Raw genomic sequence first — 17,422 nt, forward strand, 5'->3', positions numbered from 1 at the left:
ATAAACCATGTTTATTATTTTACCAGCGATGCTATTTTAAAGTCCGTCTAAAATAAAAAACCAAAAAGTTAAATTTGAAGCCATCCTTCCTAAATTCATTTCTTGCGCATATTAGCCCCTGCTTTAAGTATATAATTTTTGAAAAAGTTGTCTGGAGGTTATTAGCTCGTGCATCTGGATTGTTAATATAAAGCCAACACAGAAAAGGAAAACAAAATGTATAAATTAGTATCTCCTCGTGAACTGACTGAGATTATTACCGGTTTACTGCTTAAACCTGAACTCCTTGGTGAGCTGGACTCACCAGAAAAGCATCGGATGTTTATGGCAGATTTAGGCCGGGTGGTGGCAGAACATTGTGGAGGTCTGGTAAACAGCGTCGTCTTGCCAGGAGCTGAAGTTACAGTGCCGGATGGGTTACCGCTTAACGGCCAGCCAGTACGTTATCTCGGAATCAAAGAGAGCATCCCTCACCTCCTTGTAGAGCCTGATGCTTCCTTACCTTCGCTCGCTAAAAACGTCTGGATGTATGCAGATCCTGAAGGCTGGAAAGAACATTTTGGAGCTGAGGAAGACTGCCTTACTCATGAAATGATGCAGCTGTTCCGTAAAGGTATCCAGGCTCTTCAGAAGGAGCATGATACCCCTGAAATTAGCCTCACACTTCAGGACTGGCGCCTGGAGGAGGAAACACTGAGAGAAGAGGACAGTCAGGCCTATCAGGTCAGCGTTACCGGCCAACATAACATCCACTGTGAAGTTGTTAACAAGGAAGGTAACCCCTGTTTTGGTGTCATGTTCGAAATCGATCAGGGTGTGCCTGCCTTACACATCAACACCGGCGGGGATATGTTGCTCCACATTCATTGCGCCCATAACGGACTCGTTCTGACCCCTGATGCAAGCGGTCAGCGATTTGAGAAGGCTCCCGTTGACCGCTTCGCTTATAACAGCCCATCCCTGCTGTTGTCTGCCGACTAACCAAGGCCAAATCTGAATTGTCCTGTTTAAGTAACCAACCCGCTGCCGCCAGGCGGGTAAATCCTCTTAATGGAGTTTTAATGCAAATCTCAACTGAAGTTCTGAACGTCTTATCTCGCTGCCGTGCTGAAGGGAACTTTCTTTTCCTGGCCGACCAGCTCGACCGCAGCATTTATGTTAAGACAAACAAAGTGCTGGAAGCTGCCGGTGGCAAATGGAACCGAAAAGAGCAGGCACATATTTTTACGGCGGATGCAGCTGAGCGTATCGAGCAAATCATTCTGACAGGTTCGGTCGACATCCCACGTGATTTGTTCAATTTCTTCCCTACCCCTGAGAATTTAGTCACAGATATGGTTCTACGCGCTGAACCAGCTGCCGGGGAACGTGTTCTGGAGCCTGAGTTTGGTGATGGCCGCATTCTGAAAGCCTTAAAACTGGCGGCTCCGGATGCATTGATTACCGGGATCGAATTGAACGATGAGCGATTCCTTGCAGTGAAGAACGATAGTGTCCTTAGCACAGGGGCCGAGCTGGTGCATACCGACTTTCTTGGGTACCAGCCCGATGAAACTTTTGATGTTATCGTTATGAATCCACCATTCCTTAAACGCTCTGACGTTAAACATGTCATGCATGCCATCGCAATGCTCGCTAAGCGAGGTCGCTTACAGGCCATTCTGTCAGCTGGGGTATTGTTCCGGGAAGACACACTGACAAAAGCGCTCAGGGAGCGAGTCAAACAACTTGGCGGACAAATTTCGCCTCTTCCGGATGATACATTTAGGGAGTCCGGAACAAAGGTCAAAACAGCCCGCCTTGAAATTGATCTTCGCCGCTAACTGACAAGCAACCGGAAAGAAATCTTAATACGAGTAGCCGGTTAAAGTTACCTGACCGGCTTAACTGACTAAATCAATAAAGAGTGAACAGAAATGACGCATACTGCCGTTTCTCAGGCTAATAGTGCTTTGCAGCTACCCACGCTGGAGCATGTCTACGCACTTCTGAAAGCAAATTGTAAACCTGACCGCTTTGACGGGCGTGACGGACCCGTGTGGGGCCAGGAATACTCGTGGAATCTGGCAAAAGATCGCTTACAGGATCTGGAGAAATACGGTAAGGCATATGTCTCCCGTCATGAAGACCGTATGGGGGAAGGATTTAGTTTTGGTCCTGACCTGTTAATTATTCGCTAACGCTCTTAAGGCCTGATGATATGGTAAGCACAACTGGAAAAAATATGTTTTCAAAGCCTATGACCACTTTCACACCAGAACGTATTGAACAAATTTTGGAATTTTCCGAGGGTAGTAACCCAAGCGAAGCAATGAGTCTTAGAGCTGACGAAGTTGCTGTACTGGCACGTATTGGAAAGGCAGTTATGTCGATTGCGCCTGTTTATCAGTGCGAGTTTTGCCACCATGACGCAACCGGGCAACTTCAGTGGCACTGGGAAGATGTGAACAAAGCTTTTTATGATAAATACGATCCAGACAGACGCGGAAGACGTCGAATCCTCTATACCGCCCCGCCGATGCCTTTAGTTTCGGCTGACCTGCTTAACATGGCTTCATCTGCTATTGAAGACTTGCTCACTAACAAAGACAGAAGTGGTGCGGGAATGTGGAATGACATTCCAGAACAGCTACGACGCGCAGCAGAACTGGTAATGGATAATAGCCGGGCCGCTGAAATAGAAGCGATGCTGATGCGTCTTTATGTAGAATGTGACACCGGTGAGCGCAGAGGCAACGGCAGTCAATCTGGCGTAGCAATGCCTTCGTGGCAAACCGTTGAAGAGGCACGTGTGTTGCTGGGGGTGAAATGATGCAGTTCTCGCCAGGGCAGTTTGTAATTCACAACAAGAAGCGCCTTGCGGAACGAAGGTAGACGTACTGACTGAGGTTCACTCCCCTCTCGACTGGTGGCGTAATACCGCCAGGTTTTGATTCATATATGCCGTCCGTTAACGCATTTATATCTGTCATACCTAATTTATCCTGATTCTTTTTTACACAAAGTAAAAGCATCACTTAATGCGATATGTGGATGCCGATAGTTTCAGGCTAATGTTATAAGTTTTGCAATCGTTGCCAGTTTGGATACCACAGCAATGTCAGATGTAATTCCAAAAAGAAAGATTTACGTCCTGAACGCACAATAAGGTTTGTCGAAAGGCAAATTATAGATTTGTAATTTCGAGCACCATATGGAGAAGTTTTTTATACTTTTACGAACATAGTGACCTTTAGGAAAAGCTTAAAATAACACCAAACCTAAAGGGGAATAAGAATGAAACATCTCGCTTTTATTACTGCTGTAGCCGGACTCGGTATGTCTGTTCAGGCCCCAGCTCAGATATATGAATCGGCCTTTAAGGACACGAACGGTATTGAGATCCACGCCCCGTCTTCTCGTCTTATGCTTAATCCGGCATCACCGGTAACTTTGACACTTATTTCAGGTCTTGATCGTTTCGTTAATGTCAAAGTCACGAAAGACACTGGAACTGTCATTCTTAATACTACGACTACACGGACGGGTGTATCAGACCGACTAACAGCTGCTGACGGTAGTGAGTTCTACGGCAAAAAAGTAACTTTGCCTGCTTTGGGTGAAGGCAAATTTGTCGTTCAGATAAACGTGTTAGATCTCAATCAGAAGCCTGTAGCGACCTATAACTATAACTGGCTAATTGATGTCACCCCTCCAGCGGCAAATGCTCTTACCGCTAATACTGGTTCTGGCTCTACCGCTGGTGACGTGTGGAAGCTTGGATTAGAGGCAACGGGGCAGTATGACTTCACCTCTTCGGGCGTAAGTGATGCAAATGGTATTGATAAGGGCCTAATATATATTTACAGGCAGGACGGTAGCCTCTACAGCACTACACAGATGCAGTATGACGTATCCGGCCAAAAGATGTACCACACTTACTCTAAGAATTCAGTTAAGGGAACCGGAATACCAGACAGCAACCTGGATGAAGACTTTACTGCAAAAGTTGTTATCTTCGATAACGCAGGTAATAGCCGAACGCTGCCAACTCAAAAATTTCGCTACGACAACACGCTGGGTGAGATGACACTGTGGGCCGTTCATGATCCAAATACGTCTTCCAGCGTCGTACCCGGGGTTTCTAATTATCCGGCTTACAAAGCCGGTATGGTCGTTAACGAAAACCCTATTCGATTAGTCTACCGGATCCCAAAATCTAACTACCGTGCTTATTCAGAAGGTGGGCTTCAGTTCATCAATCAATATTCCGCCCCCAAAGAGATAGCTGTAGACAGCACTTATGCTTATGTTGAAATGACTCTTCCCTATGGCTCAATTAATGGGGATATGGCTCGTATGGCGAACTTTGGCCAGTGGGGAGGGTATTATCCGTCATACAGCCTCGTTCTAAACCCATCTGCAAACCAAACGCCTGCATTTGCGGGTACCTGGGTAGATTTCCTCGATGATAAGGGGAACTGGGTTAAGTGGAAGGATTTTGAGAGTGTGGCTTCATCACGACTGCCAATTAAAATTTCCCGACTTCGTTTTAACGTTGAAGCCCGGCCCTTTGCACAGGAGATCGGCGGTAAGGCGACCTGCACCATTCCGGCAGGAAAAACCTCGTGTGAAGCGCCTGAGACGTTTGATATGGCCTTGGGTACCCAGGGCTACAATAGAATCCTTTACTTCGTTCGCAGCATCAGCAATCCCATTTTGCGGTCTGAGCAATGGATTATGACACGCTGGAACAATAAACAACTGCCGGTAATAAACTCGATATCATATGACGAGACTAACAAGCAGCTGGATGTACTGGCGTCACTTGAAGGCGATGGTAACTGGTTCGACTCGGTCTCATTGAGGGAATTTTATCTTTCCGATAAGAACACCGGTACCCGGATGTCACCAACAGGCGTAATCAAATCTCGTATCTCAGGTAACTACACGATTGCTTATGATTTATCCCGTCAGTCTGAAGGAAAATACAACGTTGAGGTCAACATCAGGGACTTCTTCCAGAACCAGACCAATAAAACTTTCGGAGAAATTGCTCTGGATAACACTCCTCCGACAGTGGCCATAACATTCGACGGAAAGCCGGTAAAAGACGATACGGTAGTGTACGGCCTGGAGAACCTCAGGATCGCTCTGGCAGATAATCTGACAACCCCGAGGATAACCCGTCTTCAGCTCGTAGGTGGCCCCACAGCTGATAACGTTGAGCTTACGTGGTCACCGGCAGGCAAAGATACATACATGCCTGAGTATCCGAGGCTGTTCCCAAATTTCGAACCATCTGAAAATTATTCAATTAGCGTAACAGTTGCCGATAGTCAGTCGAATACCAAAACCTATACTCAGAAGTTCAGTTATCTACCGAATAACCTTGTGCAGTTACATAATCTACGCACATTGTCGGTCAGTTCACCTCTCAAAACGACAGATGGCGTACCACTTGCGTACCTGTCCACTAACGTTCTGCGTAAGACAAATGGAGAAATTGCTAAAGGGGTCCAGAACGCAACGCTGACTGTGCGGAAGGATGCAGCCTTCGGTATTAAATTTAATGGGGCACAGGCGGCTCCAGGCGAGTCAGTTGAGGTGCAAATAGATATGGGCCAGGGGGATAATCTTCTGTTACCCGTTTATCCTTCCGAAAATGGGAAAGTTGGCACCTCAGAATTCATGATTCAGATCGACGAGTTGAAGTAACTACCCGGAGCCGACAGTAAAACTGACGGCTTCAATTTTACTGCCCTCCTCGACTCCGATCAGCCAGTACGTCTTCAGAGATTCGCAAGGAAGAACCGAAAGAAAAGTTACTTTAATCGTACGTTTCCAGCGATGCTTTCAAAAGACAATGCATACTCGTTGATTACGACAATGGGAGTGAGTGTCGAACCCCTTGAGTAAGGATACCTGGTAAATATACAGCCCCGGGGATTCTCTTCCTTCAACCGGGGATGACAACGGGAGTGAGTCCGGCAACTCACACCTGTTGTCACTTCTCTGACATATCGTCATACGAGCTTACTCAAGCGCATCCACAAAGATGGGATCGTTTTGAATCTAAACTGGTACTGGTTAGCCAGTCACTTGCATCTACTCCCCCGTCGATATTTAAGTGACAATTGTAGTGATCTGCAATACTGGTGTCTCAGAAACACTGACGACGGTAGAGACTCAATACCCTAACCCCTGACAACAGAAGTGAGCTTAGAGGTGTTACGCTGCTGTCACCTAATGCTTGGGAATTGCCTGACTCACAACCATTGTCATCCGGAGCTACTGATTAACGTTGAACCGCTGGACTTTAATGACAGTGGTAGTGATGGATCATTTCCATTGTCGTCATTTTATCGGACAAGCCTCTTCGTCCTACAGGTTTAAGCTGACAATGGTAGTGATTGGATGATCTCACTACTGTTGTCACTCAGTTCTTTGAGCGGACCCTTCCCTCGGTTGGTCGGCATTAACAACGGTAGTGACTCGATTGGCTCACTGCCATTGTCATCGTGTAAATGACGTACCTTATCAGCTCAGCTGAAAGCAATGACAACGGTAGTGACTCTAATTGCTCACTGCCATTGTCGTCGTGTCTATTGAGAGCCTTATCAGTGCACCTGAAAAGCAATGACAACGGTAGTGATTCTAATGGCTCACTACCGTTGTCACCGTGTGTATTGAGAGGATGGTCCACTTAACTGGACGTATATGACAATGGTAGTGACTTTAATAGCTCACTACCATTGTCGGTGTGTGAATTGAGAGGATGAGCAGCTCAGCTGTACGTCCATGACAATGGTAATGACTTAATGAGCTCACTACCGTTGTCACCCTGTTAATTAAGAGGCTCATCTGCTCTTCTGGAAGGCTATGACAACGGAAGTGACTTGCTGGGCTCACTGCCATTGTCGCCGTATGAATTGAGAGGATCATCCGCTCTTCTGGATGGCAATGACAACGGTAATGACTTAATAGGCTCACTACCATTGTCACCCTGTGAATTGAGAGGATGATCTGCTTAACCAGACGGCCATGACAACGGTAGTGACTTTCTGGGCTCAATACCGTTGTCACCCTGTGAGTTAAGAGGTTGACCCGCTCTACTGGACGGCCATGACAACGGTAGTCACTTTCTGGGCTCACTACCGTTGTCGCCATATAGAATGAGAGGAGCATCAGCTCAACTGAACGGCAATGACTACAGTAATGAGCTGGATGAAGCATAACCATTGACATCTGGCCCAACCGGAAGCCGTATTCGCCAATCCAATCGAGATTCACAATGGCCGTGACTCGCCGCATTAAGTTCCGGTGTCCTCCCAAAGCTGAACGCACACTCGGAGGACAATGACAATGCCAGTAAGGTACACATCATTACCATTGTCACTATAGCTACCAGAGAAGCCGGGATTTGAATGTCGATGGTAGTGAGTGGGTCAACTCACTGCCATTGTCACCCCGTTACGATATTTTCCGTTGGATGTACTGGCCAATGAAGTAAAGCGTAGAAACCGGGTGTTAACAGGTGACTCAGGAGAAAGCGTTGAATTTCGCAATCTCGATCTACATAGGGTGGTAGAGAACAATGACAACGGTAATGACTTTTGACTCATTACCGTTGACGTGAAAGAGCGGGCTGGGACTAACGAAAATCGAAGAAGTAATTTAGCACCCGGAGCCTAAACCGCCGGGTTAACTTTAGCTGGCGTTGCTGTTCTTTTTCTGGCTTCGAAGACTACGAATATAGCGCAGTTCTTCAGCGGTTAAATCATGGACGGTAAGAACATCATCGCCGTCAATCGGGTCAGCTGGTGGGCATAACTCACCTTCTAAAACAGAAGACCCTGAGTTCTCTTCTTCATCTTCAACCACTTCTAAAGGAGGCTGAGTATTGTTCAAATTCAGATCGGGATCCCGCTTATGAATCTGGAAGTATACTTTTCCGTCTTTCTTAATTTCGGTGTACTTGAGGTATCCTATCGATGCCAACTCTTCAAGAGCCTTTCTCACGGTAGCATTCTGACTATTTGCTCGTGTTTTGAGGTTCAGACGATTTTTCAGCCGAGTAAGGGATATCGGTATAGGATTTGGCGGTAATGACTCTATGAACGTATAGAGAGCCTGGGCGCTTTCCTTCTTGGCCAACTCCTTAATTGCCTTCAGCTGCATCAAAACCTTATGATCGTATTGATAGAGCTCGAAAATCTTAGGATCAACCTGAAGGACAACCTGATCTGATTCCGGGTCTAACAGGGCAGACTGTACCAGATGCGTTGTATAGACTTTGGACGAGTTATTACTGGTGAACGACAAGGTAACGGATGCTAACCTGCGTAAGGAGGCGTCTATACGTTTTCTGGACGCTGTAGATGAGCGATAATTTTCAGGCGTACATAGCTTGAGGAATTCAGTGAATTTTAAGCTTATCGTGTCATTGTTAATCGGATGATTGGCATAGGTTCGAATGATGCCCATCCACGTCTTAAAATCTACTGACATATTAAGACGCTCACCGACAATTGAAATATTGGTGAACCCCTCGCTCTCCATTAAAGAGAGCGTCTGTAACTCTTTCGTTGCGTCAAAGCCAACCGTTTTATATTCCCGATTTTGACGCCCCACACTCTTTGGTGATGGGACGAACAGCCCGAGCCGCATCAAAGCAATAGACTGCACCGTACGGTTGCTGTTAGGACGCAAAATGATGTCTTTACCTGATTCTTTCTCTCTAACAGAGAAAGCCCTGGTGACCAGGTCCTGCTGCTCAGTATCTTTCTCTTTAGTCATAATAAGTTATCACTGAATGTGTAAACAGATTGGTGAATAGTAAGCCCCAGCGAACTCTATGTCACTGGATGGATCATTGTGATGATCCATATCTGTGCATAAGTTCTACCTAAAAAAACGACTCCACTCATTAAAACTTGGCAAAAACTCTTTGCATACAATGACCTGCAACTCTTATCAACAACGGATCAGATCAAGTTAAAAAGATCTAATGAAAAGTCACTACTATTGTCGCTCTGATCACTACTGATGTCAAAAAACTCATTACCAACGTTATAATAATCACTACTAATGTCAAAATAATCACTACTGTTGTCACTGATCACGTCTCAGGCCTTGTGCCGTCTGGCCTGGAGGCAGCGGGGATCTCTTTTGATCTATCAGGAACACTAAGGTACTAATTATTGGAACTACCTTGTGGAAAATGGGGATAAATAAATGCTTAGTTCTTATACAGGTCTCAACTTGCCTCCCTGATAAAAACTGTCGTCAAAGCTAAATCACAGCCACAGGCATTTTCGGTGGATAAATTTTTGAGAAATAGAAGCATACATGCAGACTCGTGTCGCAAGTAATTGAAAGTAATGATTTATTTAAATAATGCGAGTCACCTTACCTCACAGTGGAAGTTTAAGTCTAACCTCACTACCATTGTCACTTAAAATCATTACCAACGTCGAAATAGTCTCTACCATTGTCTTTTAAGTCACTCCCGTTGTCACTTATGTCGCTACTGTTGTCAGTGACAATGCTCCAGCCCAGTAACCATGCGGCCTACAGCGTACCGGGATCTTCTTTGTACTCTCTGGCACCTTTGGGATCATTTATTGGATCTACATGAGGGATAAAATCTTTTGACGATTTCGTAGTGCAGTTATACCAGCGACTTAGCAAGACAAAAGCTGCAATTTAGTGACGAGTTACTAGTCTGCCCAACAAGAGCAATGCAGAGAAGATATGTGGTGAAATGACCATGGTAGTGAGTCTAATCACTACCATGGTCCGCAGTAAGCGTTACTTACGCAATGAACGTCGGACTGATTTGCAACAACATGGGCTACGGCGCATCAGAAGGCGGCCGTTGTGCTTCAGCAAAACAGCCCTGCTTTATTTTAATTCTTCAATGTTAATCATGAACTCAGATCTGCCAGTAAGGCCGGATACAGCAGGGAAAATAGGAAAGCTACGGCTGTCCCCGAGCCCCAAATCCAGTTGAAGCTCTTTGCTTTCACCTGGCATCGCAGAAACGCCATTTACAGTCACGCCGAATGCAGCGTCCTTACGGACAGTAAGCACTGCGTCCTGAAGCCCTGTAGCGATTGAACCATCCTTTTTACGCAGCTGGCTGGCATACAGAACAGCCAGAGCAGTATTGTCAGATGTTTTGAGAGAAGCATTGACAGCTAAGGTTTTCAGATTCTCTAGCCTGACGAGATTGTTTGGAAGGTAGTTAAATTCGACTGAGCTTTCTTTAACGTTGTTCATCTCATCTTTGGCCTGAACTGTGAGAGTGTATGTTTCGCCTTCATTAAGAGACGGAAAGATCTTGGGATAATTAGGTGCATACAGGTTGTTTCCCAGATTCACCCAAGACAATTCCACCGCATCAGAAACAGGGCCACCGCGAAGAGTCATACGGCTTAAGGATGGTTTAGTTAGAGCATCGGTGAGCTGTATACGGACGTTCTCCAGCCCATATACTGTTACGTTTTTGCTGATCGGTTTTCCTTCGTAGCTAATACTTACAGATGGTGCTGTATTATCAACGACAACTGTTTGATAAGGGAGGTTACCGGTATTGTTGAATGTATCTTGGGCATTAATCACCACGTTATAACTGCCTTCTGGTACCTCTTTCATGTTGAACTCATACGTGTAGTTCCCAGACGCCATATTTCTACCTGTTTGTTTGCCGGTTACGCTTATTTCTGCGTTGTTACGGTTTTTATCTGACAACCAAACTCGATTTACATAAACATGGTCGAAATATGAACCATCTCCAGGTTGATTCACGTAAACCTGGAGAATGTTGGTGGTTTCATTGTAATCAAATCCAGTGACGGAGGGACCCAGTGTATGCCAGGCTATATTCTCCCATATAGGGGCAAAGAAGGTTGCTTCGGTGGTTGACCTTACTTCATAGCCACTATGAAGATAACCGGTAGTGCCATTTATAATATCCTGGGGCAAAGAGACGGTACAGGTTGTTGAGCCAGCTGGAATACTGCATGTTGCTCCGCCAGTGATTTTTTGATCATATGGCCTGGCCTGTACATTGAATCGGATATTAGTAAGTTTTATAGGCATATCAGATGCCTTGAACAGGTTCCAGTTTACGCTGTTGAACCATGTTCCATCAGCCTTTTGTCGTTCTATGGGTGAACTTCCCCAAGCCGGACTCTTTACAGAGGCAGGATCCCAGTTGAGCCAGCTGGCATACTGACCAAGATCTCCTCCAGACCATTGATATGTATTCACAGGTCTATAGTAGTTTCCATCTAAGGCACCCTGTGGCAGCTTAACTTCCACGTAGACATAGGTGGCATCTTCGGAAAGGACCTGTACTCCGCCATAGTTATTGGTAATGCTCATGCCACCATTTCGATATGGCTTCCAGTTAGTTCTTGGGATACGTATAACCAACTTGTAGGGGTTTTCCAGCACTGTAAGGCCTCGTTTAAACGGGACGTATCCCGAAGAAATGCCGGGTACAACACTGGTGCTTACACGTGAGTCATGAACTGCAAATGGCGTAAATTCTCCCATTTGATCGTCATATAAAAACCGCTGGGGAGGAATGTTAAGCGTATTTCCTGCCAGGTCCGTAACGATGAAATTGAAGGTGAATTCTTCATCAAGATCACTTGAGGGCATGCCAGCCTGGGTGTTCATATCTTTAATCCACGGATAGAACGCACGTTTATTGGCTGTGTCATAACTCAGGTTATTGTCGGAGACCACAGAACCATTACTTCGTTTAATGACAAGACGGATCTTGTCAATTCCACTAGCATCCTCAATACCGTCTGCAAATATAGAAAACTGGCCACTACCGCCTCGGCCCAACTCCCAAAGTGGCCCAGAAAGTACCATGTCGTAACCTGCGTTTTGACTCGGATAAATACTCTTATAGCGTGGAGGAGTTGTATCAACGATGAAATGATAAGTAGATGTGCTCACTACAGTCTGGCGAATATCCAGAGTTTCATTGACTACAGTAAAGGTCCCTTCTCCGAGCGCCGGTAGAACCATATCCTTTCCATAGTATTCTGTTCCATCGGCAGCAACGATACGATCTGCAACGCTCGTTTTGGTCGAGACGGAGGAATACATAACCTTTTTATCGCTGTCTCGTGTGACCGTCACTCGCTCGTACCGATCAAGACCCGATATCAAGTTCAGAGTCAAAACACCAGCGGGATTAAGATATGTTTGTGTTGCAGGTTTGATATTCCGAACAGCCTTATTGGTATCTGTAAATGAGTAGCTAAATACCTGAGCATGTGCCGAAGATACAGTAGCAAGGGCAGTTGCAACCATGCAGCCAATTAGAGTTTTACGCATATGATGCTCCGGGAATAGGTTATAGCCTTATTCTACGGATTCAGCCTACAAGGTCCGGTCGGATAAAGTGATAATTTGCCTGTTAAAAGAGACATCAAGTGAGAAAGCAACCAACGTACAGAATGCAAAATGGCGGCAGTGCATCTGGATGACGCAAAAGTAACTTTTTGTATCCACTTTTTTGGATTTTAGCCTTCAAAATGAGTATTCAACCAATCATAAAAGTAACTTTTGATAGACGCTGCTCCTTTATGTTTGCCAATTGTGCTGATATGTTTGTAAATTCAAGGAAGTGAACCGCCCCGGGAATCCTGGAGACTAAACTCCCTGAGAAAGAGGTAAACAGGATGACTAAAAATACTCGTTTTTCCCCCGAAGTCCGTCAACGGGCAGTTCGTATGGTTCTGGAAAGTCAGGGCGAATATGACTCACAATGGGCGGCAATTTGTTCCATTGCCCCAAAGATTGGCTGTACACCAGAGACTCTGCGTGTGTGGGTTCGTCAGCATGAGCGGGATACCGGGAGTGGTGATGGTGGACTCACCACCGCTGAACGTCAGCGTCTGAAAGAGCTGGAACGTGAAAATCGTGAACTGCGCCGCAGTAACGATATCCTTCGCCAGGCTTCCGCTTATTTTGCGAAGGCGGAGTTCGACCGCCTCTGGAAAAAATAATGCCGCTGCTGGATAAGCTGCGTGAGCAGTACGGGGTCGGACCGGTATGCAGTGAACTGCATATTGCCCCGTCAACGTATTACCACTGTCAGCAACAGCGACATCATCCTGATAAACGCAGTGCCCGTGCTCAGCGCGATGACTGGCTGAAGAGAGAGATACAGCGCGTATACGATGAAAATCATCAGGTGTACGGTGTGCGTAAAGTCTGGCGCCAGTTGTTACGCGAAGGTATCAGGGTGGCCAGATGTACAGTGGCGCGCCTCATGGCGGTTATGGGACTTGCCGGTGTTCTCCGGGGTAAAAAGGTCCGTACTACCGTCAGCCGGAAAGCCGTTTCCGCAGGCGACCGCGTAAACCGTCAGTTCGTGGCAGAACGTCCAGACCAGTTGTGGGTGGCTGATTTTACCTGGGTAAGCACATGGCAGGGCTTCGTTTATGTGGCGTTCATCATTGATGTGTTCGCCGGATACATCGTGGGATGGCAGGTCTCATCATCCATGGAAACAACATTCGTGCTGGATGCACTGGAGCAGGCGTTGTGGGCCCGTCGGCCGTCCGGCACAATCCATCACAGTGATAAAGGTTCTCAGTATGTATCGCTGGCCTACACGCAGCGGCTTAAGGAAGCCGGATTACTGGCATCAACAGGGAGTACTGGCGACTCGTATGACAACGCGATGGCGGAGAGCATCAATGGTCTTTACAAAGCGGAGGTAATACACCGTAAGAGCTGGAAAAACCGTGCAGAAGTGGAACTGGCCACACTCACGTGGGTGGACTGGTATAACAATCGACGATTGCTGGGAAGGCTGGGTCATATCCCTCCGGCAGAAGCAGAAAAAGCTTATTATGCTTCCATCAGAAACGATGATCTGGCAGCCTGAGTTCACAGATAAAACACTCTCCAGGAAAACCGGGGCGGTTCAGAAGCGAGATTTTAAAAGCATCTGTTGAGTCAAATTTATGTAAAATAACAGGGAAACCATCACTTCTAGGTTGAGGAAACCCAATGTTATACATGCTCTTATGCTGTTTTCTGATGCTCAACAGTACATTCGTTATGTTCAGAGCAATGTCTGCAATAAGTAAAGGATCCGCTAAAGAAAACCGGTCTGAAATATCGCTGATAGTCCTAGCAACACTTGGAATCGCATCACCATTCATTGTCGCAATGATTACTATTAATGAAAGTATGACATCTAAAACAGTAACAGATTTTTCTTTGGGTGCTCAGTGGTACGGAATGGTTTCAGCGGTAGCGCTAATGGGGTTATATGCTCGACGCGTTTGGAAAGAGAAGAAGTCCTTATTTACTGGCGCTTTCCTGGCCTCTTCCTTAATGGCCTTTATTTTTACTGACAGCCTTGTTTTCGTATCCCAGAAGGACACCGGCGTTCTGGCTACTTTCGTACTCGATAAAAACGCTGGAGATATTGATTGTAGTCGCCCGGCTATGATTGTCCATTACAGTAAAGGTGTTCCAACGGACTGGCGTTGCCCAACCAGTATCATGTTGATGGCGTATTCTTCATATCCTTTTTTACCCTGGCCTGAGTATAGCCATGGTACCAGCCAGTCTCTTACGGTTGTTATTGATACATTTATGGAAAACGCTGTTAATCTCAGCCAAAAATAAAAAATAAACCTCACTAGTGAGAGGTTTTATAAACCTGAGCCACCAATCTAATTAACTCTATATTTTTGTTTTAGCTTTTTTAAAGATAGACTTACCGAATAAAACAGCAATTATAGAGCAAAGGCCTGGCGTTAGGACAAAAGCTAATAATGCACTGCCAAAACTTGTCATTTCAGGCACCAGGAACCAGCTGATAGGCCACGTCAGGGCTGGTAAATTTAGCGGATCATAAAGCGCATGTAGAGCGCTTAACACACAGTAAAGTGCTAAAAAGCAAACTAGATAAACAACGATCCACATTTTAATTTGCTCAGCAATTTCAAATTTTGGACTGCCCATGCTTTACCTCAGTGGCTGAATATTGATGGTTAATATCTTTAATCACCCGTAAGCACTTAGTGCATACCTTAGTTCGATTTGTCTGCTTGTCCAGAGTGTATTTAACTTCAAGTTGACCTCCAGCATTAAGCAAAGTGAGCATCTCATCTTCTAACACGCTTCGGTAAATGGTCTTGGCCGAGAGTGTGCCCGGTAACGAGTACTCAACATAATTGTTTGAAACTCTTACCGATTTAGGGATTTTACCACTGAGCTGGGTTTCATTCGTTGAAGGCATTACAGTTACTTTAATCACAGTTGCCGGTGACCAGAAATCCTGATAACGCACTTTATGAATTTTATCAGCTCTAAGGCCTAACCACACATTTCCGGCGATAAGAACAATAAGCAATCCATAAACTGATCGTCGAATGTTACGCCTTTTAATCACAATGTCCCCCATCCCTCAAATATCATTCTAAATAACTGCACCAGGATATCATGAGCGTAATTAATAGAATTCTTCATAACCGGGGTTTTCAGTTGAGTTTGCGGACTCTTTACTTTGCGGTTTCTCACCCTCTAGTTGAGTATCCCTGACAGGCTTGGATTTACCCATGCTCCTCTGAAAGGTATCCATAACAAACTCAATATCTTCTTCTGGCAGGCTGGTGGGTTGGTTGCTCATAGGACTTCCTCTTGTTGAATACGTTCGGCGTACAGGATGCGAACCGAAACGGTCGTGTTTTCAAACTCGTTCTCAAAAACGTCCATCCATTCCGTCCGGAATTCTTCCCCCAAAAGGTTATCGAGCCCCTGAAGAGATAATGGAAGAACGGCTGCTAGAGATCCCCCGGCTGCGAGATGAGATGCAGCTGCCTGGAGATGCAGCCTGGCCCGGTTATCGGCAAAAGGTGGGTTCATCACGACATAATCAAACTTCTTCTGTTGATTAGACTTAGACCATGTGAGGAAGTCAGCTTCTGTCGTATCGTATCCCTTAGCCCGGGAGATAAGGCAATTCAAAGTATCAAGCTCGATGCCAGTAACGATCACACCGGCAGGGAATGATTTAAGCAAATCCGCATGGCCAATATTAGGCTCCAGGAGGGTATCCCCTTCCCCTGCACCAAGCAGGGAAGATACATATTCGCTGATTCGGCAAGATGAAGGGTAAAACTGATGCGATACAATATCAGGCATCTCCCCTATCTGGCCGATGTAACGAATAACCTCACACGGATCATAGGAAAATGTCACATCGTATTTTGTTACTGTTGCCCCTAAGAACCGAAGGGTGTCAGCGGCAACACTCGAAGATTTGCGTTCGGCGAGAGACCCTAAAGATGTCCAGCAACTCCATTTATTGTCCCCGTCATTTTTAAACATCAGTTCAGAAAGCTGCATCCGGGTATCAAAGTCGATGCACTGCTTAAGTACAGGGAATGCCTCCAAAGATTTCTTGCTATGAGCCATACGGTCGGCAGGTAATGCCAGCGGTACGATAGCTGATAAAATATTGTTAAGCCGCTCGGCGATATCAGGGTGGACGTCAATATGCATTGATCCATTTTTGTAAACCCTGAAACGAATACTGTTGCCATCGATGCAGATCCATTTTCTGAACCCCTCATGTTCGACCAACGCCTCAACCAATGATTTGGTGTTATGGATCGCCTTCACCTGTTCGCCACGGAAGAATGCGCATATAACGCGGAGCTCGCTCAGCGGTGAAATGCCAGACTCTTTAAAATCCACCCTTAATTTCTGCCAGGGGTATTTAGACGGCTCGCAAACTCCGGTAGTGATCATGCGGGTGGAGAACCCAAAAGCTTTGTTTGTCTTGTGACTGCGGCTCAGAGACTGGAAGACGTCGTAAACCCTTTCTTTAATAAATTGATTGCGGTCATTAAGCAAAGCAACGACTGTGCCCACTACAGCGTCAGCTGTGAAATCAGGGATCACCTGAGGCGGCATAATATAACGGTCGGCCGTAAACTGCTTATCCCATTCGTTACGTTTGGCATCCGACATGATAGGCAAAACATCAGTGAGTGCCATAACGCATTTCCAGTATTCTGATCTCAGAGCGTTTTCTGCGAACAAAGCATCCGCTTCTGAGATGCTGTGGTTGTAGCCTGAGAGATAAGAATAAAGTTTCTGGTGATTGTGGGTTTTGAACTGGACAGCCATGAGTTTCAACAAGCAGAGTTCATCATTATAGGACTCAACAAGATCCGCGATAATGCCGAGCTCTTTGCGCATATCTGGAAGAAATGTTTCAGGAGAGCTAACCACCAGGCTATGAGAGGTTGTTAAAGCCAGTACGCTGTGACCTGCATTATCGGGTTTAGCTTCAGAATCAAGAGATGACATTTTACCGGTCCTTTAGAAAAAACTTTTACCAGGATAGCAACGTCGCTCAGTAACCTAATAGGTTCAGTGACAC

At 45.8% G+C, this 17,422-nt stretch carries 13 protein-coding genes and 1 other annotated feature; of the genes, 7 read left to right on the forward strand and 6 right to left on the reverse strand.

Annotated elements, in window-relative coordinates; translation table 11 throughout:
• The first annotated feature begins 216 nt into the window (after positions 1–216).
• The 5 genes from K0778_RS17235 to K0778_RS17255 all read left to right on the forward strand — a co-directional run bounded on the left by K0778_RS17235 (position 217) and on the right by K0778_RS17255 (position 5,697).
• Positions 217–981, forward strand: coding sequence for a hypothetical protein (locus tag K0778_RS17235; RefSeq protein ID WP_000277497.1), 765 nt, complete (start codon positions 217–219; stop codon positions 979–981).
• A gap of 80 nt (positions 982–1,061) precedes the next feature.
• Positions 1,062–1,823 (forward strand): methyltransferase, encoded by a 762-nt coding sequence (locus tag K0778_RS17240; RefSeq protein WP_001167416.1) that lies wholly within the window; start codon positions 1,062–1,064, stop codon positions 1,821–1,823.
• A gap of 93 nt (positions 1,824–1,916) precedes the next feature.
• Complete coding sequence (locus K0778_RS17245) at positions 1,917–2,180, forward strand: hypothetical protein (protein WP_000149861.1); 264 nt, start codon at positions 1,917–1,919, stop codon at positions 2,178–2,180.
• 44 nt (positions 2,181–2,224) lie between these two features.
• On the forward strand, positions 2,225–2,812 hold the full coding sequence (locus K0778_RS17250; protein ID WP_000491822.1) for a hypothetical protein: 588 nt from the start codon (positions 2,225–2,227) through the stop codon (positions 2,810–2,812).
• 464 nt (positions 2,813–3,276) lie between these two features.
• Positions 3,277–5,697 carry an Ig-like domain-containing protein gene (locus K0778_RS17255; RefSeq protein ID WP_000681217.1) on the forward strand — a complete coding sequence of 807 codons (2,421 nt, stop codon included), beginning with the start codon at positions 3,277–3,279 and terminating at the stop codon, positions 5,695–5,697.
• A gap of 1,992 nt (positions 5,698–7,689) precedes the next feature.
• Here K0778_RS17255 and repHI2 read toward each other — a convergent pair.
• Both repHI2 and K0778_RS17265 read right to left on the reverse strand, forming a co-directional pair.
• Positions 7,690–8,778, reverse strand: coding sequence for an IncHI-type plasmid replication initiator protein RepHI2 (gene repHI2, locus K0778_RS17260; RefSeq protein ID WP_000159529.1), 1,089 nt, complete (start codon positions 8,776–8,778; stop codon positions 7,690–7,692).
• A 1,107-nt stretch (positions 8,779–9,885) separates the two neighbouring features.
• Positions 9,886–12,342, reverse strand: coding sequence for an Ig-like domain-containing protein (locus tag K0778_RS17265; protein ID WP_001572417.1), 2,457 nt, complete (start codon positions 12,340–12,342; stop codon positions 9,886–9,888).
• 347 nt (positions 12,343–12,689) lie between these two features.
• Between K0778_RS17265 and K0778_RS17270 the strand changes: the two genes are divergently transcribed.
• Positions 12,690–13,903, forward strand: a protein-coding gene (locus K0778_RS17270) for an IS3 family transposase (protein WP_373467743.1) whose coding sequence is annotated in 2 segments (ribosomal slippage) — positions 12,690–12,978 and positions 12,978–13,903 — 1,215 coding nt in all. Because the reading frame shifts where the segments join, the coding sequence is not laid out codon by codon here.
• Positions 12,971–13,087 (forward strand) — a sequence feature (AL1L pseudoknot). It overlaps the preceding gene by 117 nt.
• A 125-nt stretch (positions 13,904–14,028) precedes the next feature.
• Positions 14,029–14,655 carry a hypothetical protein gene (locus tag K0778_RS17275; protein ID WP_000966519.1) on the forward strand — a complete coding sequence of 209 codons (627 nt, stop codon included), beginning with the start codon at positions 14,029–14,031 and terminating at the stop codon, positions 14,653–14,655.
• A 57-nt stretch (positions 14,656–14,712) separates the two neighbouring features.
• Here the strand turns inward: K0778_RS17275 and K0778_RS17280 are convergent, their stop codons facing one another.
• The 4 genes from K0778_RS17280 to K0778_RS17295 are packed head-to-tail and all read right to left on the reverse strand — an operon-like array spanning position 14,713 to position 17,349.
• Entirely contained in the window at positions 14,713–14,994 is a 282-nt protein-coding gene (locus tag K0778_RS17280) for a hypothetical protein (RefSeq protein ID WP_000535422.1), read from the reverse strand.
• Positions 14,975–15,424 (reverse strand): hypothetical protein, encoded by a 450-nt coding sequence (locus K0778_RS17285; protein WP_094875903.1) that lies wholly within the window; start codon positions 15,422–15,424, stop codon positions 14,975–14,977. Before K0778_RS17285 ends, K0778_RS17280 begins: the two co-directional genes overlap by 20 nt.
• 60 nt (positions 15,425–15,484) lie before the next feature.
• The gene (locus K0778_RS17290; RefSeq protein WP_000070863.1) at positions 15,485–15,661 is read right to left on the reverse strand and encodes a hypothetical protein; all 177 of its coding nucleotides are present in this window, start codon (positions 15,659–15,661) and stop codon (positions 15,485–15,487) included.
• Positions 15,658–17,349: a DUF4942 domain-containing protein gene (locus K0778_RS17295; RefSeq protein WP_042634269.1), complete on the reverse strand. Its 1,692-nt coding sequence runs from the start codon at positions 17,347–17,349 to the stop codon at positions 15,658–15,660. The genes K0778_RS17290 and K0778_RS17295 overlap by 4 nt, the downstream gene beginning before the upstream one ends.
• Between the last annotated feature and the right edge of the window lie 73 nt (positions 17,350–17,422).

Origin of the sequence: Escherichia sp. XD33 (assembly GCF_019375075.1) — a bacterium.
GTDB classification, from domain to species: Bacteria; Pseudomonadota; Gammaproteobacteria; order Enterobacterales; family Enterobacteriaceae; genus Enterobacter; species Enterobacter flexneri_A.

Bases quoted from the DNA above. Each gene is read 5' to 3' on its own strand.
- K0778_RS17265 (WP_001572417.1), bottom strand. From the start codon at position 12,342: ATGCGTAAAACTCTAATTGGCTGCATGGTTGCAACTGCCCTTGCTACT.
- K0778_RS17295 (WP_042634269.1), bottom strand. From the start codon at position 17,349: ATGTCATCTCTTGATTCTGAAGCTAAACCCGATAATGCAGGTCACAGC.
- K0778_RS17275 (WP_000966519.1), top strand. From the start codon at position 14,029: ATGTTATACATGCTCTTATGCTGTTTTCTGATGCTCAACAGTACATTC.
- K0778_RS17235 (WP_000277497.1), top strand. From the start codon at position 217: ATGTATAAATTAGTATCTCCTCGTGAACTGACTGAGATTATTACCGGT.
- K0778_RS17250 (WP_000491822.1), top strand. From the start codon at position 2,225: ATGTTTTCAAAGCCTATGACCACTTTCACACCAGAACGTATTGAACAA.
- K0778_RS17290 (WP_000070863.1), bottom strand. From the start codon at position 15,661: ATGAGCAACCAACCCACCAGCCTGCCAGAAGAAGATATTGAGTTTGTT.
- K0778_RS17240 (WP_001167416.1), top strand. From the start codon at position 1,062: ATGCAAATCTCAACTGAAGTTCTGAACGTCTTATCTCGCTGCCGTGCT.
- repHI2 (WP_000159529.1), bottom strand. From the start codon at position 8,778: ATGACTAAAGAGAAAGATACTGAGCAGCAGGACCTGGTCACCAGGGCT.
- K0778_RS17255 (WP_000681217.1), top strand. From the start codon at position 3,277: ATGAAACATCTCGCTTTTATTACTGCTGTAGCCGGACTCGGTATGTCT.
- K0778_RS17245 (WP_000149861.1), top strand. From the start codon at position 1,917: ATGACGCATACTGCCGTTTCTCAGGCTAATAGTGCTTTGCAGCTACCC.
- K0778_RS17280 (WP_000535422.1), bottom strand. From the start codon at position 14,994: ATGGGCAGTCCAAAATTTGAAATTGCTGAGCAAATTAAAATGTGGATC.